General features: G+C 63.9%; 21 protein-coding genes. 10 read left to right on the forward strand and 11 right to left on the reverse strand.

The features are described from left to right. Positions 1-176: 176 nt before the first annotated feature. The gene (locus ACF8FB_RS24725; RefSeq protein ID WP_003247748.1) at positions 177-824 is read right to left on the reverse strand and encodes a DUF1345 domain-containing protein; all 648 of its coding nucleotides are present in this window, start codon (positions 822-824) and stop codon (positions 177-179) included. 173 nt (positions 825-997) lie between these two features. On the opposite strand from ACF8FB_RS24725, the gene pgm reads away from it, so the two are divergent. From pgm to ACF8FB_RS24745, 4 genes are all read left to right on the forward strand, one after another. Next, the gene (gene pgm, locus ACF8FB_RS24730) at positions 998-2,635 is read left to right on the forward strand and encodes a phosphoglucomutase (alpha-D-glucose-1,6-bisphosphate-dependent) (protein WP_020191438.1); all 1,638 of its coding nucleotides are present in this window, start codon (positions 998-1,000) and stop codon (positions 2,633-2,635) included. Positions 2,636-2,713: 78 nt separating this feature from the next. Next, on the forward strand, positions 2,714-3,226 hold the full coding sequence (locus ACF8FB_RS24735; protein ID WP_010954430.1) for a sigma-70 family RNA polymerase sigma factor: 513 nt from the start codon (positions 2,714-2,716) through the stop codon (positions 3,224-3,226). Further along, positions 3,223-4,167, forward strand: coding sequence for a FecR domain-containing protein (locus tag ACF8FB_RS24740; protein ID WP_392512254.1), 945 nt, complete (start codon positions 3,223-3,225; stop codon positions 4,165-4,167). The genes ACF8FB_RS24735 and ACF8FB_RS24740 overlap by 4 nt, the downstream gene beginning before the upstream one ends. A 67-nt stretch (positions 4,168-4,234) precedes the next feature. Then, on the forward strand, positions 4,235-6,640 hold the full coding sequence (locus ACF8FB_RS24745) for a TonB-dependent siderophore receptor (RefSeq protein WP_392512256.1): 2,406 nt from the start codon (positions 4,235-4,237) through the stop codon (positions 6,638-6,640). Between the two features lie 126 nt (positions 6,641-6,766). Here the strand turns inward: ACF8FB_RS24745 and ACF8FB_RS24750 are convergent, their stop codons facing one another. Then, positions 6,767-7,705: a LysR family transcriptional regulator gene (locus tag ACF8FB_RS24750; RefSeq protein ID WP_392512258.1), complete on the reverse strand. Its 939-nt coding sequence runs from the start codon at positions 7,703-7,705 to the stop codon at positions 6,767-6,769. 148 nt (positions 7,706-7,853) lie between these two features. On the opposite strand from ACF8FB_RS24750, the gene ACF8FB_RS24755 reads away from it, so the two are divergent. After that, positions 7,854-8,681 carry an amidohydrolase family protein gene (locus tag ACF8FB_RS24755; RefSeq protein ID WP_392512260.1) on the forward strand — a complete coding sequence of 276 codons (828 nt, stop codon included), beginning with the start codon at positions 7,854-7,856 and terminating at the stop codon, positions 8,679-8,681. 208 nt (positions 8,682-8,889) lie between these two features. Here the strand turns inward: ACF8FB_RS24755 and ACF8FB_RS24760 are convergent, their stop codons facing one another. After that, a complete protein-coding gene (locus ACF8FB_RS24760) occupies positions 8,890-9,306 on the reverse strand; it encodes a RidA family protein (protein WP_014590706.1) in 417 nt (138 codons plus the stop codon). Next, entirely contained in the window at positions 9,306-10,625 is a 1,320-nt protein-coding gene (locus ACF8FB_RS24765; protein ID WP_010954426.1) for an NAD(P)/FAD-dependent oxidoreductase, read from the reverse strand. Before ACF8FB_RS24765 ends, ACF8FB_RS24760 begins: the two co-directional genes overlap by 1 nt. A gap of 317 nt (positions 10,626-10,942) precedes the next feature. On the opposite strand from ACF8FB_RS24765, the gene ACF8FB_RS24770 reads away from it, so the two are divergent. Both ACF8FB_RS24770 and argE read left to right on the forward strand, forming a co-directional pair. Beyond that, on the forward strand, positions 10,943-11,620 hold the full coding sequence (locus tag ACF8FB_RS24770) for a DUF1028 domain-containing protein (protein ID WP_010954425.1): 678 nt from the start codon (positions 10,943-10,945) through the stop codon (positions 11,618-11,620). Next, the gene (gene argE, locus ACF8FB_RS24775; protein WP_049587126.1) at positions 11,613-12,773 is read left to right on the forward strand and encodes an acetylornithine deacetylase; all 1,161 of its coding nucleotides are present in this window, start codon (positions 11,613-11,615) and stop codon (positions 12,771-12,773) included. Before ACF8FB_RS24770 ends, argE begins: the two co-directional genes overlap by 8 nt. Positions 12,774-12,815: 42 nt before the next feature. Here argE and ACF8FB_RS24780 read toward each other — a convergent pair whose 3' ends face one another. The 3 genes from ACF8FB_RS24780 to ACF8FB_RS24790 all read right to left on the reverse strand — a co-directional run bounded on the left by ACF8FB_RS24780 (position 12,816) and on the right by ACF8FB_RS24790 (position 17,215). Beyond that, complete coding sequence (locus ACF8FB_RS24780; RefSeq protein ID WP_392512263.1) at positions 12,816-14,084, reverse strand: carbohydrate porin; 1,269 nt, start codon at positions 14,082-14,084, stop codon at positions 12,816-12,818. A gap of 100 nt (positions 14,085-14,184) precedes the next feature. After that, a complete protein-coding gene (locus ACF8FB_RS24785) occupies positions 14,185-16,602 on the reverse strand; it encodes a glucose/quinate/shikimate family membrane-bound PQQ-dependent dehydrogenase (RefSeq protein WP_064492649.1) in 2,418 nt (805 codons plus the stop codon). 262 nt (positions 16,603-16,864) lie between these two features. Then, complete coding sequence (locus tag ACF8FB_RS24790; protein ID WP_003247774.1) at positions 16,865-17,215, reverse strand: cupin domain-containing protein; 351 nt, start codon at positions 17,213-17,215, stop codon at positions 16,865-16,867. A gap of 117 nt (positions 17,216-17,332) precedes the next feature. Here ACF8FB_RS24790 and ACF8FB_RS24795 point away from each other — a divergent pair, with 117 nt between their 5' ends. Together ACF8FB_RS24795 and ACF8FB_RS24800 are read left to right on the forward strand one after the other, a co-directional pair. Continuing rightward, the gene (locus tag ACF8FB_RS24795) at positions 17,333-18,238 is read left to right on the forward strand and encodes a LysR family transcriptional regulator (RefSeq protein ID WP_392512265.1); all 906 of its coding nucleotides are present in this window, start codon (positions 17,333-17,335) and stop codon (positions 18,236-18,238) included. Positions 18,239-18,344: 106 nt separating this feature from the next. After that, the gene (locus tag ACF8FB_RS24800; RefSeq protein WP_392512267.1) at positions 18,345-19,544 is read left to right on the forward strand and encodes an MFS transporter; all 1,200 of its coding nucleotides are present in this window, start codon (positions 18,345-18,347) and stop codon (positions 19,542-19,544) included. 48 nt (positions 19,545-19,592) lie between these two features. On the opposite strand, the gene ACF8FB_RS24805 is transcribed toward ACF8FB_RS24800, so the two are convergent. Further along, positions 19,593-20,204, reverse strand: a complete 612-nt coding sequence (locus tag ACF8FB_RS24805) for a LysE family translocator (RefSeq protein WP_010954419.1) — start codon at positions 20,202-20,204, stop codon at positions 19,593-19,595. A gap of 104 nt (positions 20,205-20,308) precedes the next feature. On the opposite strand from ACF8FB_RS24805, the gene ACF8FB_RS24810 reads away from it, so the two are divergent. Then, positions 20,309-21,286, forward strand: a complete 978-nt coding sequence (locus tag ACF8FB_RS24810; RefSeq protein ID WP_392509355.1) for a GlxA family transcriptional regulator — start codon at positions 20,309-20,311, stop codon at positions 21,284-21,286. Position 21,287: 1 nt separating this feature from the next. Here the strand turns inward: ACF8FB_RS24810 and ACF8FB_RS24815 are convergent, their stop codons facing one another. The 3 genes from ACF8FB_RS24815 to ACF8FB_RS24825 all read right to left on the reverse strand — a co-directional run bounded on the left by ACF8FB_RS24815 (position 21,288) and on the right by ACF8FB_RS24825 (position 23,910). After that, the gene (locus tag ACF8FB_RS24815) at positions 21,288-22,139 is read right to left on the reverse strand and encodes a CAP domain-containing protein (RefSeq protein ID WP_392512269.1); all 852 of its coding nucleotides are present in this window, start codon (positions 22,137-22,139) and stop codon (positions 21,288-21,290) included. A 206-nt stretch (positions 22,140-22,345) separates the two neighbouring features. Then, positions 22,346-22,957, reverse strand: a complete 612-nt coding sequence (locus ACF8FB_RS24820) for a cell wall hydrolase (protein ID WP_049587121.1) — start codon at positions 22,955-22,957, stop codon at positions 22,346-22,348. A gap of 35 nt (positions 22,958-22,992) precedes the next feature. Then, the gene (locus tag ACF8FB_RS24825; RefSeq protein ID WP_392512271.1) at positions 22,993-23,910 is read right to left on the reverse strand and encodes an AEC family transporter; all 918 of its coding nucleotides are present in this window, start codon (positions 23,908-23,910) and stop codon (positions 22,993-22,995) included. Positions 23,911-23,979 lie beyond the last annotated feature (69 nt).

Genomic DNA, 23,979 nt, shown 5'->3' on the forward strand with positions numbered 1-23,979 from the left:
CTTGCAAGTACGACAAATGTGCGAATGCATGACGCTGGTCACACCCTTGTCATGGGCGCAGTGTGACGGCTGGCTGCATGGCAAACGTTTTCCCGGCCGCAAGGTGCCAGGTAACCTTCGGATTTGGTGACTTTCGCGGACGTTCGACGCGCAGGTTTTTCAGACGAGCGGCTTGCTTAGCCCAGCAATCCGGCGGCGATGTTGATAGTGAACCCCAGAATCGCCGTATTGAACACGAAGCCCACCAGCGAATGCGCCAGCACCACCCGCCGCAACCCACGCCCGGCGACGCCCACGTCTGAGGTTTGCACCGCCACGCTGATGGTGAACGAGAAGTAGTGGAAGTCCCAGTAATCCGGGTTGCGCTCGCCATCAGCGAAGCGTAGTGGGGGTTCGTGGTTTTGCCCGGTGTAGAACAGGCGGGCGTAGTGCAGGGTGAATATGCAGCCGATCAGCAGCCAGGAACCGGCGACGGTCAGGCCAGTGTAGAGATAGTGCACGGCCAGGGCCGTGCCTTGCAGGCCGCGGCTGGAGACCAGTTGCAGGGTGACCGCGGCAAGGCTGGCGATGGCGGCGATGCACACGGTCAGCAGGACCAGGCCTGCGTTCTCGTCTTCGACGCCGGCGACCTTGCGGACCTTTTCCGGGCTGGCTGTCCAGCTCAGGTAGAGCACCAGCAGCAGGTACAGCCACACCCCCAGGTTCCAGCCAGCGAGGATGTGCTGCACGGTATCACCGGCGGGGATCAGCCAGGCGCCAGCGAGGCCGACTGCAGCGGCGAGGCTCAGGCGAGGGTGGGTGCGGGTCAGACGATGGAAAGCCATGGAGCCTCGTTCACAAGGGGTATGGCTTGTACTCTAGACCGTCATAGGGTTGGGCGGGATGCGCAATACCCTGCAGGGCCTGGGGTTTCTTTGATGCCCCCATCGCACGGCATTGCAACTCTCAGTACACTGCACGTTCCAACACCAACATCCGTTGAACTCGAGGTTTTTGCATGACGCTCAGTCCTTTGGCAGGCAAGCCGGCTCCGGCCAGCGTGCTGGTCGATATTCCCCGGCTGCTTACCGCCTATTACACGGGCCGCCCAGACGCTACCGTGGCGGCCCAGCGCGTGGCCTTCGGCACCTCGGGGCACCGGGGCAGTTCGCTTGAATTGAGTTTCAACGAGTATCACGTCCTGGCCATTAGCCAGGCGATCTGCCTGTACCGCCAGGAAAAAGGCATCGATGGCCCGCTGTTCATTGGCGCCGATACCCACGCCCTGTCAGCGCCGGCGACCGCCAGCGCCCTGGAAGTGCTGGCCGCCAACGGCGTGCAGGTGATGCTGTCCAAGGATGACGAATACACGCCTACGCCGGCGGTTTCTCACGCCATCCTCTGCCACAACCGCGGCCGCACGCAGGGCCTGGCTGACGGTATCGTCATCACCCCGTCGCACAACCCGCCGCAAAGCGGTGGCTTCAAGTACAACCCACCCAACGGCGGCCCGGCCGACAGCGACGTGACCAAGTGGATCGAGGGCAAGGCCAACGAGCTGCTGGCGGCTAATCTGGCGGGCGTCAAGCGCATGGACCATGCCCAGGCGCTGCAGGCGCCGACCACCCACCGCCACGACTACGTCAGCAACTATGTGGCCGACCTGGAAAACGTCATCGATTTCGATGTCATCCGTGGCGCTGGGCTGCGCCTGGGCGTCGACCCGCTGGGCGGGGCAGGGGTACGCTACTGGTCGGCAATTGCCAAGCACTACCAGCTGGACCTGGAAGTGGTGAACACCGAGGTCGACCCGACCTTCCGCTTCATGACCGTCGACTGGGATGGTCAGATCCGCATGGACCCTTCCTCGCCGTATGCCATGCAGGGCCTGATAGGTCTGCGCGAGCGCTTTGACGTGGCCTTCGCCTGCGACCCGGACCACGACCGCCACGGCATCGTCACCCCTGACGGCCTGCTGCAACCCAACAACTACCTCGCCGTGGCCATCGACTACCTGTTCCGCCACCGCCCGCAGTGGCGCAGTGACGCCGCCGTGGGCAAGACCGTGGTCTCCAGCGGCCTGATCGACCGCGTTACCCAACGGCTGGGCCGCGATCTGTATGAGGTGCCGGTGGGCTTCAAGTTCTTCGCCCAGGGCCTGTTCGACGGTTCGCTCGGTTTTGGTGGCGAAGAAAGTGCAGGGGCTTCGTTCCTGCGTCGCGATGGCTCGGTGTGGGCCACCGACAAGGACGGGTTGATCCCGGCCTTGCTGGCCGCCGAAATGACCGCCCGTACCGGGCGTAACCCGAGCCAGGCTTATGCCGACCTGACCGAGGCGCTGGGCAAGCCGTTCGCCACCCGTGTCGAGGCCAAGGCCGATGCGCGGCAGAAGGCGTTGCTGAGCAAGCTGGCGCCGGAGCAGGTGAAGTCGACAGAGCTGGCCGGTGAGCCGATCGTGCAGATCCTCAGCCACGCCCCAGGCAATGGCCAGGCGATTGGCGGGCTTAAGGTGATGACGGCCAATGGCTGGTTCGCCGCGCGCCCGTCGGGTACTGAAGACATCTACAAGATCTACGCCGAAAGCTTCATCGACGAGGCGCATTTGCAGCGTCTGGTGCAGGAAGCACAAGTGCTGGTCGATGAAGCCATTGCCTGACCGGTAACAAACCGCTTGGTTCTGTGGTGTGATGTAAATTAGAATTAATCTTATTTACTCCGCCGCAGGACCCTCCTCATGATCGACGCCGCGCCGCCACCGGAGCCTGGCCTGCCTGCCCTGTACCGGGAGCATCGCGGCTGGCTTGAAGCCTGGCTGCGCCGGCGTATGGGCAATGCCTGGGATGCCGCCGACCTCAGCCAGGATACTTTTCTGCGCATTCTGGCCAGCGCCCAGCCGCTGGCAGACATACGCGAACCGCGTGCCTACCTGCTGACTGTGGGCAAGCGTTTGCTCAGCAACTTCCACCAGCGACGTAGCCTGGAGCAGGCCTACCTTGATGCGTTGGCGCAGTTGCCCGAGCAACACGTGCCGTCGCCAGAACAGCGCTGGGTACTGCTCGAAACCCTGCAAGCACTGGATGAATTGCTCGACGGCCTCAAGCCGGCGATACGCAAGGCCTTTCTCTGGAGCCAGCTGGAAGGCTTGGGCTACGCCGAAATTGGCCAGCGCCTGGGCGTCTGCCAGCGCTCAGTGAAACGCTACATGGCGCAGGCTTACGAACATTGCCTGTTGGCCGAGTTGCAATGAGCCCCCACACCCCAGAAACCCGCGAGGCGCTGCGTGCTGCAGCCCGTTGGCTGGCATTACTGGATTCTGGCGACGCAAGCGAATCTGACCTGCAGCGTCTGGCGCAATGGCGCGCCAGCAGTCACCTGCACGAAGACGCCTGGCAAAAGGCATCACTGCTGCGAGCGCGATTTGCCGGGTTGCCCGGCGCATTGGCGATGGCCGCCCTGGATCGTCCGGATGCCGGTCGTCGGGCATTGCTCAAACAAGCCCTGGGTGTGACGGCGTTGTTGCCGGTGGCCTGGCTGGTGAGCCGTGAGCTGCCGCTGGATGCCTGGACCGCCGACATGCGCACCGCAGTCGGGGAGCGCAGGCAGGCACTGCTGAGCGACGGCACCTTGTTGCAGTTGAACACCGACAGTGCGGTCGATATCGAGCTGGGTGCAGGCCGCGTGGCACTGCTGCGCGGTGAAGTGGCCGTGAGCGTGCCCGCTAACCTGAGCCTCACCTTGCAGGTGCCTTACGGCCGGGTGGTGCTCAGTGAGGGCGAGGCGTGCCTGCGCCTGCTTGATGAGGCCTGCCGGGTGTCGGCGATCAAGGGGGCGGTCAGCCTGCAGCCGTTGCGGGGTCCAGCCGTGATGCTACAGGACGGCCACCAGGCCAGTTTGCAGGCGGCCGGCGTTGGCCCTGTCAAAGCGTTCGACGCATGGCAACTGGGCTGGCGCGAAGGTGCGCTACGGCTGGACGACCGACCGCTGGGCGAGTTGCTGCACGAACTGCGCAGGTATCGCCCCGGCGTACTGCGCTGGGCACCAGAACTGGAGCGCTTGCGTGTTACCGGCACGTTCCGCCTTGACGACACCGACCGGGTGTTGGCCCTGCTCGCCGCCAGCCTGCCGTTGCAGGTGCAGACCCGCACGCGTTATTGGGTGAGCCTGACCGCACGAGAAAATCGATCATGAGACTGTCCCCTTTTTTTCACTCGCCGGTCATTACCGGTAGGAGAAAATAAAAGGGGAGCCTTGTTCAATGCCTGCAGTAAAATCTTGCCGCCTGCGCCCACTGGCGCGCGCAGCACATCCATTGTTCGCGATGAGCCTGCTGTTGTGTGCACCCGCCTGGGCCGATGAGCCGGCCCGGCGTACGTTCCAGGTGGCGCCAGCCAGCCTGGGTGCCGCTTTGACCCATTTCGCCGACCAGGCCGGTGTCAGCCTTTCGCTGGACCCGGCATTGGTAGAGGGCCGGCAAAGTAACGGCTTGTCCGGTCGTTACAGTGTCGATGAAGGCTTCAACCAGTTGCTGCGCAGTAGCGGCCTGCAGGCGCTACCAGTGGGTGAGGGGGCCTTCACCCTGATGCCAGCCCCTCAGGCCAGTGGCGCGCTTGAAATCGCCCCCACCCGCATCGTCGGCGGCCTGGCCGCAGGCAACGAAGCGCAGCCGTATGCCGGTGGCCAAGTGGCACGCCAAGGGGCACAAGGTTTGCTCGGTTCGCGCGACTTCATGGAAACCCCGTTCAGCATCACCAGCTACACCAGCGACCTGGTCAAGAACCAACAGGCGCGCACCTTGGGCGAGCTGATTGCCAGTGACCCTTCAGTGCGTGCTACCAACCCGGCGGGCGGGCGTTTCGAGCAGTTCACCATTCGCGGCTTCAGCCTGTTCAACAGTGATGTGGCCTACAACGGTCTCTATGGCATCTTGCCGACCTATTCGATCGACATGGAAATGGCCGACCGGGTCGACATCATCAAAGGCCCCAGCCAGTTGATCAACGGCATTTCACCGCGTGGCAGCGTGGGCGGCGGTATCAACGTGCAGCCCAAGCGAGCCGCTGACAAGCCGATCACCGAATTCACCGGCAGCTACGCCTCGGCCGGCCAGGCTGGCGGCGCAGTGGACATCGGCCGTCGCTTTGGTGAAGGCCAGCAGTTCGGCGTGCGCTTCAATGGCGTGAAGCAGGCCGGTGATACCGAATGGGACCACCAGCGCGTCGACCGCGAAATGGCGGTGCTGGGCCTGGATTTTCGAGGCGAGCGCCTGCGTCTCTCGGCAGACCTTGGCCACACCGAACGCGACACTGACGCCCCGCAGGAGCGTGTGCTGGTCGGTGCCAATGCCAAGGTGCCCAATGCCAATGACGTACGCCACAACTACGCCCAGGCCTGGAGCAAGGCGCGTACCAACGACACCTTCGGTGCGCTGAACGCCGAGTACGATATCAGCGAATCGCTGCTGGCCTATGGTGCGGTTGGCGCGCGCAAGAGCAACCATGACTTCCTGCGCCATAACGTGTCGATCACCAACGATGCCGGCGACTTTACCGTGCAGCCGCGTGACTTTACCCGGGACGAGTCGGTGCGCACCGCCATGGCTGGTTTACGTCACTGGTTCCATACCGGGCCGGTGAGCCACGAGCTGAACCTGGCCGCCACCTATTACTACATGGACTTCACCAACGGCGGGGCGCGCTATGCCTCGGCGCCGAGCAACCTCTACGACCCGGTGGCCGCACCGACACCCGGTACGCCAACCCGCCTCGACCCCGAGGTCTACACGGAAAACCGCTTCTCCGGCGTGGCCCTGGCCGATACCCTTGGCTTTTTTGACGACCGCCTGCTGTTGACTCTGGGTGCGCGCTGGCAACGGGTGCAGGTGGATGACTGGAGCGACGGCATCAAAGGCGATACCGGCTATGACGAAGAAAAGGTCTCGCCTTCTGGGGGCGTACTGCTCAAGGTCACCGACCAGCTCTCGTTGTATGCCAATTACATGGAGGGCCTGAGCCAAGGCAAGATCGCCCCATCGACCTCGATCAACGAAGACCAGATCTTCCCGCCGTTCACCAGCCGCCAGATCGAGGTGGGGGCCAAGTACGACCTCGGCCAGGTGGCCTTTACCGCCAGCGCCTTCCGCATTCGCCAGCCGGCCTACGAGACCAACCCCACCTCGCGGGTGTTCGGCCCCAATGGCAAGCGTGACAACCGCGGCATCGAGCTGAGTGTGTTCGGTGAGCCGGTGCAGGGCGTGCGGGTGCTGGGTGGGGTGATGTATATCGACAGCGAGCTGACCGACACCGTCGGCGGTGCCTACGATGGCAACCGCGCGCCGGCCACGCCCGAATACAACGTCAATCTGGGGGCTGAGTGGGACGTGCCAGGGGTGAACGGCCTGACCTTCACAGCGCGCGGCATTCACTCCAGCTCGCAGTACCTGGACCAGAACAACAGCAAGCGCATCGATGGCTGGGAGCGTTATGACGTGGGTGCACGTTATGCCTTCAAGGTGGACGCCACCGAGGTTACCTTGCGGGCCAGTGTCGAGAATGTGCTCGATGATCGCTACTGGAGCTCGGCAGGGGCGTCGGATGACAGTGAGCCGGGGTTGACCCTGTCCACCCCGCGGACCTATCTGCTCTCGGCCACGGTCGGCTTTTAAACCGCACCCTTGTATACCCAGCGGGAGCGGACGTGCCCGCGAATCTGGCGACTCGGTGCATGGCACCGGCTTCGGCAGTGTTCGCGGCTGAAACCTTTCCCACAGGGGGGGCAGTTGCGTAGATGATCAGCCCGGCGCCAGCGCCCGCCCCAGCTTCTGCGCCTGCCCCTGCAACACCCGCATCAACTGCAGCGCTGCATGCGAGGGCGGCTCGAAGCGCGAATAGACGAAGCTGATATCGAAGTGAATCTCATCGGCCAACGGCACCACCGCCAGCCCGCTGTCCTGTGCAACGAACTCGTCGATCACGCTGATGCCCATGCCTTGCTTGACCAACGCCACAGCCTCGTTGGCATTGGTGAACGACAACAGTGATTTCAGCTGTAGCCCGCGGCGCCCGATGTGGTCGGCCAACAGCTCGCCAAACGGCATGTCGGGCCGGAACAGCAGCAACGCATGGCCCTCCAGCTGCTGCAGGGTCAGCGCGGGCTGACCGGCCAACGGGTGACCCGGCGGCATCACCACTACCATGCGTCCACGCATGAACGCTTGCGAATGCAGGTGGTCGTGCACCACCGGCAGGGCGGCGATCGACAGGTCGACCTTCTTCGACAAGATCTGGTTGGGCATTTCGCCCATCAACGAGGTTTGCCACTCGATATTCAGTGACGGTGATTCACGCTTGAGCTGGGCCAGGGCCATCGGGATCACCACCGTGGACAACGATGCACTGCACGAGATACGCAACTTGCGCTGGCCACCAGCGCCCAGCGCCAGGGCACATTCGTTGACCTGCAACGCTGCCTGGTACACCCGCTCGACCTCGCGAAACAGCACCTGCGCTTCGGCCGTCGGCACCAGGCGGTTGTTGACGCGCTCGAACAGCGGGTAGGCCAGGCGCGCTTCGATGTACTGGATCAGCTTGCTCACCGCCGGCTGCGACACATACAGCAATTTGGCCGCCGCGCTGATCGAGCCCGTCAGCATCACCGCCCTGAACACTTCCATGTGCCGCAGCTTGAACACCATGGGGCTTGCGTCTGCGCCTTCGTTGCCAAGCAGCATGTGTATTACCTTCGGTTATGGTTTTCGCCATCTGGGTATGAGCGTCAAAGCTGGCCACACAGTATCGTGAACCCCAGCCTGACTGCCCTTGCGGCGGACGATAACAAGATCTGCAGACAAGCGCAGTGGCGCTTGACGGGAGTGCTGCGTGAACATATTTGACGAAGCGAAGATCGATTGCCATAACCATTTGTTTGACCCCGCCCGTTTCCCCTATCACCCCGATGCACCCTACGCGCCCTCCGGCCAGGAGGTCGCCACCCAGGCGCAGTTCACCCGGGTGATGGAGGCTTACGGCGTGCAACATGCCTTGCTGGTGGGCCCCAACAGCGGCTACCACACCGACAACCGCTGCCTGCTGCATGCCTTGGCCAGCGGGCAGGGGCGGTTCAAGGGGGTGGCGGTGGTCAAGGCGGACGTCGACCTCGATGCGCTGGCGGCGCTGCAAGCGCAAGGCGTGGTGGGAATCGCCTTTAACCCCGCGCTTTATGGAGTAGCCAGCCTCAAGGGCGTTGACGGGCTGTTCGGCAAGCTCGCCGAGCTTGGCATGTTCGCCCAGCTGCAGGTGTGTGACGACCAGTTGCTGGACCTGCACGGCCTGCTGCAAGGCTCGCAGGCTCGTCTGTTGATTGACCATTGCGGCCGCCCGGATGTCGCTGCCGGTGTGCAGCAAGCCGGCTTCCAGGCGTTGCTGCGGCTGGCCGACAGTGGCCGCGCCTGCGTGAAGCTATCAGGCATGCAGAAGTTTGCCGCAGCGGATGCCTTGTTCGAACAGTGCAGTGCATACGTGCAGGCCCTGCTCGAAGCCTTTGGCGCCCAAGCCTGTGTGTGGGGTTCGGACTGGCCGTTCATTCGCCAGCCCGCGCGGGTGGACTACGGCCCACTGCTGAAGCTGGCCGAGCGGCTGATGCCGGATACCCGGCTGCGCCGAACAGTGATGTGGGACACCCCTCGGCGATTGTTCGGGTTTGCCTAGCCCACCGTTGTTTGCCATTCCAGAATGGAGCTAAACAATCAGCCAGCACCTGCAAGGCCAAACCGCTATCGTCACCGGTGGCATGTGTGGCAATCGGCCTGGTGATAGCCCTTACCACGGATTTCGTGTTCGGCCTCAGCGGCGGGAGCGCAACCCAGGCGTGGCTGAACGGCAGGTGGCAGTCACCACCCGCCATTCAGGCCTGCGGTCATTGCTGATCGGGAACCACGGCGATCACGTCGATCTCCATCAGCCACTCGGCCTGGGCCAACCCGGCCACCACCAACCCGGTGGAAATCGGGAACACGCCCTTGAGCCACTTGCCCACCTCCTTGTACACCGGCTCGCGGAAGCGCGGGTCGGTGATGTAGGTGGTGGTCTTGACGATGTGCGACAGGTCCGAGCCGGCTTCTTCAAGCAGTTGCTTGACGTTCTTCATCGCCTGTTCGGTTTGTGCGCGCGGGTCACCCAGGCCCACCAGCTTGCCTTCGAAGTCGGTACCGACCTGGCCGCGCACGTAGATGGTATTGCCCGCCCGCACGGCCTGACACAAGTCGTTGTCCAGGGTCTGGTTGGGGTAGGTTTCTTTTGTGTTGAACATGCGGATGCGAGTATGGGTAGGCATCAGTGGGCTCCGAGGGTGCTGACATTGCTGATCTTGGCGGTTTGCTGCTCATCCGCTGCGCGTTGCTCGCGGTCGCGGTAGGCGGTGTAGGTGCGTTGTGTGGCGATGTGGCCGGCGACGTGCTTGGCGTCGTGCCACACCCCCCAGATGAACGATGAACCACGGCGCGACAACCACGGCAGGCCGAGGAAGTACACGCCAGGTTCACGGGCCACACCACGCTGGTGCTGGGGCTTGCCGTTGGCATCGAAGGTGTCTACCTGCAGCCAGCTGAAGTCCACGCCGTAACCGGTGGCCCATATGATGCTGCTGACGCCGGCCTTGGCCAGGTCCAGCTGCTGCAGCGGGTTGCGCATGCACTCCGGGTCGGCCAGTCGCTGGCGCGCTTCGGGCTCTTCCGGCAGGTCCAGGCCGTTGCGTTCGATGTAGGCATCGGCCGCATCCAGCAGGGCCAGGTAGTTGTCGTCGCCGCGATTGATGTTCTCGACCAGGTTGTCCTGGAAGCGCGCGACGCCGTTTTCGAACGACTGGGTCAGGCCGACCAGGGTCATGCCCTGGTGGGCGAGGGCACGGAAGTCCACGGTGTGGCCACCACGGGCGCCACTGACCGCGATGGTCACATGCTCGCGACCGGGCTTGGCAATTTCCGCGTCCCACTCGCCCAGCACGCCCAGCCACCAGCAGAAGTCGCGGTTGCGGTAGGCACGCGGCGGGCGGTCGTGGGCGCCGACCGACAGGTACACCTGGCGTCCGGCGCGCATCAGCTCTTCGGCAATCTGCACGCCGGAAGAGCCGGCACCGACCACCAGTACCGCGCCTTCAGGCAACTGCTCTGGGTTGAAGTAAGCGGCGGAATGAATCTGGTGCAGGTTGCTGTCTTTCGGCGCGATGGCCGGGATCACCGGTTTCTGGAACGGGCCGGTGGCGGCGACTACGCGATTGGCGCGAATCACGCCTTCACTGGTGTCGATGGTGAAGCCAGGGCGGTCGCTGTTACGCACCACGCGCTTCACTTCAATGCCGGTGCGCACGGGCAGGTTGTACTTGCGTACGTACTGCTCGAAGTAGTCGGCCACCTGGTCCTTGCCGGCGAATGCATCGGCGTCGAGGTTGAATTCCAGCCCCGGGAAGCGGTCGTGCCAGGCCGGGCCGTTGGCGACCAGCGAGTCCCAGCGGCCGGTACGCCAGGCCTGCGCGATGCGGTTGCGCTCCAGTACCAGGTGCGGCACGCCAAGCTTGCTCAGGTGTTCGCTCATGGCCACGCCGGCCTGGCCGGCGCCGACGACGAGGGTGTCGATTTCGAGGTTGTTCAGTGTCATGTCCGAGCCCTTGTTCAGGCGGTTTTTGTCAGGTCGGTTTGGAGGACCGCCGTTGCCTGGAGCCAGACTAGGGATGCCGTGGAAATGGCGAAAATAGTATTTAGCTGGTACTTGCCGATAAAACGGCGAAGGCCTTGAGTTTTCTGGCCTGTGGGGCAGGTTGGCCGGGTGGGTGGCGTGGTTTTTCGAGCGGGTGCAGAGAGCGGGCCCTAGAGCATAGTTTTTTCCTGCCTACCCCCTCGGAAAAAGGTCGTTTCGCCCGCCCGAAGGTTCCACTCAGAATGCCGTGTATCGCACAGCACAACAGGAACCATGACATGACGTTCTCCATCATTGGTCGTTGCCAGGAAACCGGCCAGGTCGGTATCGCCATCAGCTCGTCGAGCATCGCCGTGGGTGCTCGTTGCCCCTGGGTGCGTGCCGGTGTGGGCGCAGTCTCGACCCAGAACATCACCCTGCCGGCGCTGGGCCCGCAGATTCTCGATGCCCTGGAGCATGGCCAGTTGCCGCCCGCCGCTGCGCTGGACAGGGTGCTCAGTGCCAATGGCTGGAGCGAGTACCGCCAGGTCACGGTGATCGACAGCCACGGCCAGGTGGCCCTGTTCACCGGGCGGGAAGCACTGGGCACACACCATGCAATGGCCGGCGAACAATGCGCGGCGGCTGGCAACCTGCTGTCCTCGACCCAGGTGATCGAAGCCATGGTGCTGGCTTTTGAACAGGCCGGCGGCCACCTGGCCGACCGCCTGCTGGCAGCCATGCACGCGGCGATGGCAGCGGGTGGCGAAGCCGGGCCCGTGCACTCGGCGGCGCTGAAGATTGCTGGCGAGCTGACCTGGCCGCTGGTGGACCTGCGCGTCGATTGGGCCGACAGCGACCCGATCGGCGTGCTCGATGGCCTGTGGCAAGCCTATCGCCCGCAGATGCAGGATTACGTCACCCGCGCCCTCAACCCGACCGCCGCGCCAAGCTATGGGGTGCCGGGCGATGAGTGAATTTGCCAGTCGCGCGCTGCTGGCCCGGCTGATCGGCTTTGCCACGGTGAGCCGCGACTCCAACCTGGCGCTGATCGGTTTTATCCGTGATTACCTGGCCGAGCTGGGGGTGGAGTGCGAGCTGTTCCATAACCCGGAGGGCACCAAGGCCAACCTGTTCGCCACTGTCGGCCCCAGGGATGTTGGTGGTGTGGTGCTGTCTGGGCATACCGATGTGGTGCCGGTGGATGGCCAGGCCTGGACAGTCGAGCCGTTTGCCCTGAGTGAGCGTGACGGCCGCCTGTATGGCCGCGGCACGGCCGACATGAAAGGCTTTATCGCCTCGGTGTTGGCTGCTGTGCCCGCGTTTCTCGCGCAGCCGTTGCGCATGCCGGTACACCTGGCGTTTTCCTATGACGAAGAAGTCGGTTGTTTGGGCGTGCGCTCGATGCTGGCTGCCCTCCAACAGCGCCCGTGTAAACCACGGCTGTGCCTGATCGGTGAACCCACCGAACTCAAACCGGTACTGGGGCACAAGGGCAAGCTGGCAATGCGTTGCCAGGTGCAGGGCGCAGCGTGCCATTCGGCGTACGCGCCGTATGGGGTGAACGCCATCGAGTATGCGGCGAAACTGATTGGCAAGTTGGGTGAAATCGGCGAGGCCCTGGCACTGCCGGTTCATCACGACGAGCGCTTCGATCCACCGTTCTCCACGGTGCAGGCCGGCGTGATCAAAGGGGGCAGGGCGCTGAACATCGTGCCGGACGAGTGCGAGTTCGATTTCGAAGTGCGTGCGCTCCCCGGGTTCGAGGCGCAGGCGGTCGCCGACCAGTTGCAAACCTATGCTGAAGCCGAGTTGCTGCCGCGTATGCGCAAGGTCAATACCGCCAGCGCCATTCGCCTGGCGCCGCTGAGTGCCTATCCGGGGCTGGCGACACCGGAAGACAGCGAGGCTGCGCGGTTGGTGGCGCTACTCAGCGGTTCGGATACGTTCGGCACGGTAGCGTTTGGTACCGAAGGTGGCTTGTTCGACCAGGCGGGCATCCCCACCGTGGTGTGCGGCCCTGGCAGCATGGACCAGGGCCACAAGCCGGATGAGTTTGTCAGTGTCGAGCAGTTGCGCGGCTGTGATGCCATGCTGCTGAGGCTGGTGGACTACCTCAAACAGGCTTGAGGGTTGCGCCGGCGGATGGGGCCGCGGTGCGGCCCCGGCGGTTCAGAAGGTCGCCTTGACCTGCAGGCCGACCACGAGTGCGTTGTCGATGTCTTTGCCCGAGAACGCCCCTGGCTCGATGATGTATTGCACGTCCGGGCGCAGGTTCAGCCATGGCGTGGCCTGGTAGCCGTAGCTCAGTTCGATCAACTGTTCGGCGCTGTCGATGTCCGGGAACTGCTGGCCCGCGTTGAACGCGGCATCTTCCAGCACATCGCGGCTACGCGGGTTGGGTACGGCGCGGCCGTAACCCAGTGCCACGGTATCCTTCGGGCGGCCTTCGAACGGCTTGTACAGCACCACGCCGGCGCCATACCACTTGGTGAACGGCGAAGCGGCCTTGCTCGACGCCGAGTACTGGCCGAAGGCGTGCAGGCTTCGGCCTGGGGAGGCCTGGTCGTTCCACACCGCCTGGTCGACCAGCAGGTAATGGCCACCTCGGCCGGACACTTCATCATCGCTGCCGATGCGTTTCACATCAGAGCTGTCGTAGTAGAAACCAAGCTTGTACTCGCCTGGCAGTTCACCCTGCAGCTTGTATACCAGTTCTACCGGTACCACGGTGCCGGTGGTGTGCTTGGGCCCCAGGTGCCAGGCGCGGCTGGAGTTGCCGTTGCTTTCGGGGTCGACGTTGAACGCCGCCACGCGCAACTGCCAGGCAGGTGACAGGTCGTACTTCACGCGCACGCCGAGGTGGGCGTTGGGGTAATTGGTCCAGCCACTGCCGCCCGACATGTTCAGCGGGTGGCCGCAGAAGCCGGCGTTCATGAAATTGCACAGGATGCCGCTGTCCAGGCCGCCGAGGTCGTTGCCCATGGCCATGTAGCCCAGCTTGACGTTGAGCGCCGGGGTGAACAGTGTGCGCTCGTAGCTCAGCTCGGTCAGGCGGGTGTACAGGCCACCGTAGTTTTCCTGGATTGGCAGGCGGTTGCCTACCAGGTCTTCCGAGGCGCTGTTGCCGCGGCGGTCGTTGATGGTCAGCTGGACCTTGCCGCCGTTGTCCAGGCCGTACAGTTTCGACAGGTCGAACTGCACGCCCAGCTTGACGTTCTGCGAATAGCGCGCCGAACGGTGCAGGCCACCGTGGGCGTTGTAGGCGGTTTCACCGCTGTAGTCGCCGGTGATCTTGACGCCGTCTTCTTCGAGTTGATGGCGCAGGCCGCCCCAGTCACCGGTCAGGGTGCTGCGGGTCATGAGATCGTCGCTGGCAAGGGCAGTGGTGCTGGCCAGGGCCAGCAGCAGGGTGGGGGTGATGCGAATTGCGGATGGCATTACAGAATCTCGGGTTGTCTTTGAGGGGCATTCGCGGGCAAGCCCGCTCCTACAGGGGCCTTGTAGGAGCGGGCTTGCCCGCGAAGCAGGCGACGCGGTTTTACGGCAGAGCGTAAGAAATCACATAGTCGCCACGGTCAGTCGACTGGCGGGCGCCGCCAGCAGTGATCACCACGTACTGCTTGCCGGTCTTCGGCGAGACGTAGGTCATCGGGCCGCCCTGGCTGCCCACGGGCAGGCGAGCCTTCCAGATTTCGTTACCGTTGCTGCTGTCGTAGGCGCGCAGGTAGAAGTCCTGGGTACCTGCGATGAACACCAGGCCGCCTTGGGTCGACAGGGTGCCGCCAAGGGTTGGCAGGCCGATCTTGATCGGCAGGTGCATGCGGATGCCGAGCGGGCCGGTGTCTTCAACGGTGCCTACCGGCACCTGCCAGGCCACCTGGCGGGTCTTCATGTCGATGGCGGTCAGGGTGCCAAACGGCGGTGCCTGGCATGGAATGCCGGCGACCGACAGGAAGCGGTTCTTGTTCACGGCATACGGGGTGCCCTTGAGCGGTACCGCGCCCATGCCAGTGTTCAGTGCTTCGCCACCGGAAGCCGCGCCACCTTTGTTCTGCGACGGGATCATCTGGATCCACAGGCCCAGACGCATGTCGTTGACGAAGATGAAGCCATGTACCGGGTCGGTAGAAATGCTGCCCCAGTTCATGCCACCCAGCGAACCCGGGAAGCTCAGCGACAGGTCGGTACCCGGCGCGGTGTACAGGCCGTCGTAGCGCATCTTCTTGAAGTCGATGCGGCATAGCAGCTGGTCATACGGGGTGGCGCCCCACATGTCCGATTCGGTCAGGGTCTGCGCGCCGATCTGTGGCATGCCCACCGACTTGGGCTGGGTTGGGGAGTACGGCTCGTTTGGGATGTTGCTTGGCTTGACCGGTACTTCGTCGACCTGGGTCAGCGGCTTGCCAGTGGCGCGGTCGAGCACGTAGATCTGCCCGGCCTTGGTGCCGATCACCACCGCAGGCACCGACTGGCCGTCGTCCTTGGTGAAGTCGATCAGGCTTGGCTGCATGGGCAGGTCGAAGTCCCAGAGGTCGTTGTGCACGGTCTGGAACACCCATTTCTGGTTGCCGGTGGTGGCGTCCAAAGCCAGCACCGAAGCGCCGTAAGTGTGGTCCAGTTTGCTGCGCTCAACGCCGTAGATGTCGGTGGAGGACGAGCCCATCGGCAGGAACACGGTGTTCATTGCCGGGTCGTAGGACATCGGTGCCCAGCTGTTCGGGGTGCTGCGCACGTAGGTCTTGTCGCCCTGCGGAGCCTGGCGGTCTTCCGGGTTGCCCGGGTCGAAGGCCCAGCGCATTTCACCGGTGATCACGTCAAAACCACGGATCACACCGCCTGGCATGTCGGTCTGAACGTTGTCGGCAACACGGCCGCCGACCACTACGGTAGTGCCGGCCATCAGCGGTGCCGAGGACAGCTGGTAGTAGGAGTCCGGGACATCACCCAGGCCTGCCTTGAGGTCGACCTGGCCGTTGTTGCCGAAGCCCTGGCAGAACTCGCCGGTGTCGGCGTCGACGGCAATCAGGCGGCCGTCGATGGTGTTGGTCAGCAGGCGACGCTGGCAGTTGGCACCGGCCGCTACGCTAACGCCGGTGATCGGCGAGCTGTTCGGCTGGGTTGGCTGGGCGATGGCGGCAGTGGCGTCGAAGTAGGCCATGCCACGGCAACGCTGCCAGACCTTGGACTGGGCGTTGATTTCGTTCTTCCACAACTCTTTGCCGGTGTCGGCATCGAGTGCGATCAGGTTGTTGTGCGGGGTGCAGATGAACACCTTGCTGCCGATCTGCAGCGGGGTGAGCTGGTCTTCGGCACCGTTGCCGTCACTGATTGCAACGTCGCCGGTTTGGTAGGTCCAGGCCACTTTCAGCTTGTTGACGTTGTCCCGGTTGATCTGGTCAAGCGCGGCGAAGCGGCTGCCACCTTCGGTGTTGCCGTAGTGGGCCCAGTCTTTCTGTTCCTTGCCGGTTTCGACCGGGGTCATGCCCGGGCCTTTGCCGGTGGGCGCGACGCTTGGGTGGGCAACGAACATGTTGCCGACAGCGATCACCAGTACCACGGCCATTACCCCGGCTACGCCGTACGCACCGCGCCCGGCGCTGGCGCCGTTGGCACGCGCCAGCAGCGGGTAGACCAGCGCCACGACCATGCCGATTGCGCCGAACATGAACAGGCGCGAGAACAGCGGCCAGAACACCAGGCCCGCATCGATCAGTGCCCAGATGGCAGTACCGACCAGGAACACGGCATACAGCCAGGCGCCCGCCTTCTTGCGGCGAGCAATGAGGACACCGGCGATGGCCATGGCCAAGCCGCCGATCAGGAAGTACCAGGAACCGCCCAGACCGGCGAGCTTGACGCCGCCGGCAGCGAGGAGGAGGCCGAGCAGGGCGATGATCACGCCCAGGCCGACCAGGATGAAGTTTGTGGCGCCAGAGGCGCGCGGTGTTTCTTTCATGCCAGGGATCTCAGCAGGTGGAATGCGCGCAGTTTAAGCCCTTAGCTTGCTAATTAACAAGTTGGTACATAATTGAGCGAGGCTGATTGTCGCAGGGCTGAACTTACGAAGATGTGGCCAAAAGTATAGATAAGGTGCTGAAAAACGCATTGAACGAGGCGTTTATGACGCGTCTTCGATTTGTATTCATGCTTTGGTCGTAAGCCCAACCTTGCACGGCGACGGGACAACTGCGCCTTGTGCACGGGCCGGCATGGCCCCTTCATGCCGGCCATGGGGTGCTGCTGCTATAGAACACCGCGAGCCAGATGGTGGCCGTGCCGGGCGCGGTCCATTCCACGCGGTGGCGGTCGTGCGGGGGGATGTCCAGACAATCGCCCGGCGCCAGCAGGCGGGTGTGGTGCTCGTGCTCGAAACGCAGGGCGGCAGCACCACTGAGCAACATGATCCACTCGCCTTCGGCCTGGTCGTACCAGAAGCCGGGTGGGCTGGCCTGCCCGCTGGAGACGATACGCTCCACGCGGATGCCAGGGCGGCTGAGCAGTTCGTCGACACGTTCGGCGCTTGCGGGGTCGCAGGGCGGCAGGGCGGTCAGCAGGTTGTTCAGGGTCATGGTAAGCCTCCTTGGAAATGGGTGGATTCCACTATGGACGCAATCGCCTTGGCGCGCGCGGCTTGACCCGCCCGGCTGTTTGTAAGAACTTTCCGAGTTTTGGAAGACGGGCTGAACATGGACAAGCTTCTGGCGATGAAAATGTTCGTGGCCACTGTCGATGCCCAAGGCTTTTCTGCTGCCGCGCGCAGGCTAGGGCTGGCGACATCGTCGGTGACACGTCTGGTCGATGCCCTGGAAGCGTCGCTGGGCGCCACCTTGCTCAACCGCTCGACGCGCCAGGTCAGCCTGACCGAGGCTGGCGCCCGTTACTACCAGCGGGCACGGGGCATTTTTGAAGCACTGGACGAGGCGGATGCCAGCATCGCCGATCGCGGCGAGGAGCCTGTGGGTGTACTGCGCCTGAGCCTGCCAGTGGAGTTCGGCCGGCGGGTCATCGCCCCGCACCTGGGGCCATTCCTGGCGCAGCACCCGGCACTGGAACTGGACATCGACCTCAGCGACCGCCTGGACGACTTGCTTGACGGGCGCTATGACCTGTCGATTCGCCTGGGCGACCCCTCGCCCAATGACGAGTTGGTGTGCCGCCGGCTCGGCCGTTTTCAGCGTTGGCTGGTGGCCAGCCCGGCCTACCTGGCCGGGCGTGAGCCACTGCAGCATCCCCGGGAGTTGCTTGACCATGCCTGCCTGCGCTTTCGCTATGGGCAGAAAGCGCGCCCCTGGCGCCTGACCTGTGGCCAGGACAGCCTGGAACTGGACGTAAGCGGGCCCTTGCGCAGCGCCAATGCCGACATGTTGCGTGAAACGGCACTGGCAGGCAGTGGTATCGCACTGCTGGCCGACTGGCTGGTACGCGAGGATGTGTTGGCAGGGCGCCTGCAGCGAATATTCCCCGACTGGCAGGCCAGTCCTGGCGCAGCCAATAGCAGCATCAACGCCCTGTATATGCCCAACCACCGGGGCTCACGGCGGGTAAACGCATTCATCGACTTTTGCGAAAATTTGCTCATACACGGTCACTAGTGTTGCGCAGTGCGCAAAGCCGCATTGCGCCACCGCCGGATTCTCGGCGCTGACGTCCATGGGTAAGGTGGCCGGCATATACCCAACCCTTGTCGAGGAACTTCGCATGAACCCCTCCCTTGCGACAGCGCAACCGGCAGCTGCCAGCCTGAGCCGGGCTCTGGTAGTGCTGCTGGCGTTCTGCTGCGGCGCGATCGTTGCCAACATCTACTACGCCCAGCCCATCGTCGGGCTGATCGCCCCGGACCTGGGGCTGTCCACCGAGCATGCCAGCCTGATCGTTTCCCTCACTCAATTGGGCTATGCCCTGGGCTTGTTATTGCTGGTACCGCTTGCCGACCTGCTGGAAAACCGCCGCCTGATGGTGGCCACCGCGGTCCTGGCCTGTGTCAGCCTGCTGCTGGCGGGCACCAGCAGCAGTGGCCAGGGGCAACTGTTCCTGGGTTACGCACTGCTGATCGGCTTCAGTTCGGTGTCGGTGCAGATGCTCATCCCGCTGGCGGCGCATCTGGCGCCGGAGCAGCAGCGTGGACGTGTGGTCGGTAACATCATGGGCGGCTTGCTGCTGGGCATCCTGCTGGCGCGACCTCTGTCGAGCCTGGTGGCCGACCACTTCGGCTGGCGTGCGGTGTTCATTGGCGCCGCCGGGGTAATGCTGGCGATCATCCTGTTGCTGTCATTGACCTTGCCGCAGCGGCGGCCCGAGCACAAAGCCAGCTATGCCGGACTGATGCTGTCGCTGCTCACACTGCTGCGTCGTTATCCGCTGTTGCGCCAGCGTTCGTTGTACCAGGCATTGATGTTTGCAGCGTTCAGCCTTTACTGGACGGCGGTGCCGATGGCGCTTGCCGGGGAGCTTGGCCTGTCACAAAGCCAGATCGCCGTGTTCGCCCTTGTCGGCGCGGTGGGTGCCGTTGCTGCGCCCATGGCCGGCCGCCTGGCCGATGCCGGGCATGCCCGGGCCGGCTCGCTGCTGGCGCTGTTGCTGGCGCCGGCGGCCTTGTTGCTGGGGCTGACAGTGCCGGGTTACAGCGTGATTGGCCTGGGCCTTACCGGCGTGTTGCTGGACTTTGCGGTGCAGATGAACATGGTCATCGGCCAGCGTGAAGTGTACGCACTGGACCCGGCCAGCCGCGGGCGGCTAAATGCGGTGTACATGACCAGCATCTTCCTCGGCGGGGCGCTGGGGTCGGCGGTGGCCAGTGCGCTGTTCAGCCAGTTTGGCTGGCATGGCGTGGCACTGGTGGGGGCGGGGTTGCCGGGTGTGGCGCTGGTTGTGTTTCTACTCAAAGCACGCCGGGGTTGAACCGTTACGCGTTGCAGGGCACGGGCTTAGCCCGTGTTCGCGGGCCCGCTATCGGCCAAGCGGCAGCGCCAAACCAATCAAGGCAAACAGGCTCCCGCAGCAGCGATTGAAACCTTTGCCACCCTTGGCCAGCCATGGCCGAATGCGAAACGCCAGGCGCGCCAGCAGGTATTCGACCAGAAACTCGACGCTGGCAAAGGTCGCGGCCATCACCGCAAATTGCAGCACCAGCCCTCGCTGTGGGTCGATGAACTGCGGCAGGAAGGCACCATAGAACAGCAGCACCTTGGGGTTCGCCATGGCCGAAAGCAGGCCCTGGCGAAACAGCCCGGCATTGCCTAGCCGCGCGCTGTGCGCGGTCAGTTCCAGCTGCAGGCCTGGACTGCGCCACAGTTGAATGCCCAGCCAGATCAAATAAGCCCCACCCACCCACTTCAGGACGCTCAGCACTGCCGCCGAGGTCTGCAGCAGTGCGCTGAGGCCGAACATGGTCAAGGCGATGAGGGCGCTGAAACCCAAGACCCCGCCCACGATGGTGAACAGCGTTCGCCGTGCGCCATAGAGCGCGCCATGGGTCAACGCCAACAGGCTGTTGGGCCCCGGGGTCAGCGACAGGCCGATGCTGGCCAGCAGGTAGATGAGCCAGGTGTCCAGTGCCATGTTGAAAACTGCCTTGTTCGAGAGAGGGCGACAGTCTATGGCGCAACGCTCACGCTGAAAGAGTATTATCTGGTCATAAAAGGGTCTTTTCTGGACGTGGTTTCATGCCGCCCGACATCCGCTTGCTGATCATGCCGTTACCGGATTTTGCCTTGCTGCCGTTTGGCGCCTTTCTCGACAAATTGCGCTTCAGCGCCGACGACGAGGACTACAGCCAACAACGCTATTGCAGCTGGATGGTGGCGGGGCTCAGCCTCGAGCCGGTACCGTCGAGCAGTGGCGCGGTGCTGCAGGTCGAGGCCATTGCCGATCAGCTCGACCTTGACCTATTCGACTACCTGGTGGTGTTCGGCGGTCGCAGTGCCATGGCCACCGCGGCGCTGGCGCCACGTTACCAGGCGTTGCTCAGGCAGGCCGCCAAGGCGGGAGTCAAGCTGGTGGGGGTCGACAATGGCGCCTTCCTGCTGGCTGCCTGCGGCCTGTTGCAGGGGCACAAGGTAGTGGTGCACTGGCGTCACGAAGCCGAGTTTCGTGCTGCGTTTCCGCAGTTGCAGCTGTTGCGCGAGCAGTTGTACTGCATCGATGGCAACCGCATCACGTGCGCCGGTGGTACTGCCGCCATAGACCTGGCCGTTGCACTACTGTCACGCGCTTGCGGGCGAACCCGTGCGCTCAAAGGGCTGGCTGACATGCTGGTGGACGAGACCCGCGACAGCCGTCACGCCTTGCGCTCGCTGGAGCTGGGTGCTGGTCAGGGGCGCCAGGTGCAGCGGGCGCAAGCACTGATGCGCCATCACCTGGGCACGCCGTTGGCCGTGGAGCAGCTGGCCGCAGAACTGGGCATCAGCCGGCGTCAACTGGACCGGCAGTTCCAGGCCAGCCACGGGATGAGCACCAAGGCCTGGTGGCTGGAGATGCGCTTGCAGCAGGCGCGCTGGCGTTTGCTCAACTCAAGCCACAGCCTGGCGCAGATTGCCGATGAGGTGGGCCTGGGTGATGCCAGCTACCTTGGCAAGTGCGTGCGGCGTCGGTTTGGGTGTACGGCCCTGCAGTTGCGTGCAGGTCATTACCCGCTCACGTGATCTACTGCGGTGTCCCGAACAACCCTGTCCAGTAGATCCCTGCATCGCTCTTGGGGTCTATCGCATAGGCAGCGCCCAGTTCACGGAAGTCCGGATTCATCAGCGTGGCGCAGTGCCCTGGGCTGTCCAGCCAGCCGTTGACGACCTTTTGCGCGGTGTCACGCCCGGCGGTGATATTTTCGCCGATCTGCTGGTACAGGTACCCGGCCAGTTCCGCCCGGTCACCGGGTGTGCGGCCATCTTTGTCGATGTGGTCGAAGAAGTTCTGGTTGGCCATGGCCCGTGTGTGGTTGGCGGCGACCCCAGCCAGCACTGTGCTCCAGCTCAGTGGCGGGGCGGCGGCAAACGGCTGGCCGCCGCATTGCCGTGGCACCTTGCGCGCGGCGTTGACCTCCTGCAGCACCTTCTGTCCCTCGGCCTGCCAGTCGCCCAGGCGGCCGCTGAGCAGCGGCCGTGCCAGCACGATGCGCCAGTCACGGCCCTCCTGGCTGACGCCGATATCGACGAATTGCGGGTCGAGCACCACCTGGCAGAAGCTTTCCTCGATGGCATGCATGGCGGCGCGTGCGTCGCGTGGTCCCGACAGGCTGATGGCCTGGACGCTGACCATGGGGTAGGCGGCGCGGGTCATGGCCTGTTGCAGGTCGCGGGTGCCCTCTGGCGACAGCGCAAGGCGTGTGTCGCTGTTGAGCGGCGGCAGTTCCAACGACGCCTCGCCACCGCAGGGCTGGGCCTTGCTGCGGTAGACATTGATCGAATCGATCAACTGCGCCTCTTCGCCGGTGGCTGCCAGCGCCCTGGTCGAAACGACCAGGCCCAGTGACAAGGCGACAACGGATGTCAGGACGCGCATGTGGATCTCCCTATGACTGGCAGCGTCGTGGTGTGCGCTGCTCATCCTACACAAGCCCGGGGCTTTTGGCCCGAGGTCGTGCAAGGCAATGAAAACACCGGCAATCGTTACTGGCGGCAAAAGAGGGAGTAGACCCCAGGCCAGTGGAAAAGTGCGGTCAGGTGCCAGTCATTCGCATCGGGCCAGCGTTGTCAGCTGTTTGCGTGTCAATGGGCCAACGTCTGGTTCGGCTTGTAGAAGAGGAAGTGGGTGGTCTGCGCGGTCTTGCGATAAGCCTTCGCCCAGTCGGGGCGCACCGTGCGGTCGTGAAAGTACAACGCACCGCCGGTGGGGTCTTTCAACTGCTGGTTGAGTGCCTTGCGTGCGATCTCTTTGGCAACGTCGTAGCGTTGCGGTTCCTCCACCTGGTCCGGGCGCCCGTCACACCACCATGAGAACTGACAGGCCTTGGTCTCCACCCCCTGTTTGACTACCGCGCAGATGGTATCGGGAAAGCCATCGTGGCCCAGGCGGTTGAGCACCACACTGGCCACCGCGGTCATGTCTTTGGCGTCGGCGCCCTTGGCTTCCCAGTAGATGGTACGTGCCAGACAGGTGATGCTGTCATCCAGCGGCGCCTGGCCAGCCGGGTCCACTGCCTGCGTTTCGCCTGGGGTCAGTTTCTCTGCCTTCCTGGGGGGCGGCGCATCTTCGACGACCTTTTCTTCAAGCACTGCGGCCTTGTCCTCGGCAACGGCGGCCTTGGCCGGGTCAGCGGCGTACAGGGGGCCTGCGAGCAGGGCCGAGGTCAAGCCGATCAGCATCAAGTGAAGGCGCATGGGCACATTACCAGGCAGTTGGGCAGAATTTCAGTCTAGCCAAGCGTAAGCATTAATACCAAAGGCAGGGTGGCGGCCGCAGCCACGGTCTGCAGGGCGATGAGGGTAGCCATCAGTGGCGCATTGCCGCCCATTTGCCGGGCCATGACATAAGACGACGAAGCGGTTGGCAGCGCCTGGAACAACACCGCCACCACCGCTGCCTGGCCACTCAGGCCGAATAGCCGGCAAACGCTCCAGGTGGTCAGTGGCATGACCAGGAACTTGAACGCCGATGCTGCCATCAGCGGCCGTACCTGCTGGCCGAGGCTGGCGCCCCCCAGGGCAGCGCCGACACACAGCAGGCCCAGCGGCAGCGCGGCCTGGCCCAAGGCCTTGACCGTGGCGTCGATACCGGCCGGCAAGCCCAGCCCCGTGGCCCGTAGCACCAGCCCCCCTGCGCAGCCGATGATCAACGGGTTGGCGAAGATCGCCCGAAGCACTGTGGCTGGCGAACTGTGACGGGCGCTGAAGCGGGCGAACACCAGCACGCAGAGCAGGTTTACCAAGGGCACGATGGCTGCGTTGGCCACCGCCGCCAGGGCAATCCCGGCGCTGCCGTAAATCCCCGCAGCCAGGGTGGCACCGATGTAGTTGTTGAAGCGGATACCGCCCTGAAACACCGAAGTGAAATCGGCTCCATCATGGTTCGCCGCGCCCTGATACAGCACCAGCAACACGGCACCGGCCAGGGTCGAGAGCATCAGTGCGCCGGCCATACCCAGCACCGGTATGCCATCGAGGTTGGCGGTGGCCAGGCCATGGAGGAACAGCGACGGCAGCAGGACGTAGTAGCTCAGGCGCTCGGCACCAGGCCAGAAGCTTTCGGCAAGAAAACCGCGAAGGCGCAGGAAGGTACCCAGGGCAATCAGCAGGATGATGGGGAGCAGGGTGGTCAGCAGCAAGTGCAGCATGGTCAGCATTCCGTGGTCGGGTACGTGCACAGACTACGGGGGCGGATCGATCTGTAAAAACGTTGTTTT

Source organism: Pseudomonas sp. yb_2 (assembly GCF_043103905.1).
Taxonomy (GTDB): Bacteria; Pseudomonadota; Gammaproteobacteria; order Pseudomonadales; family Pseudomonadaceae; genus Aquipseudomonas; species Aquipseudomonas alloputida.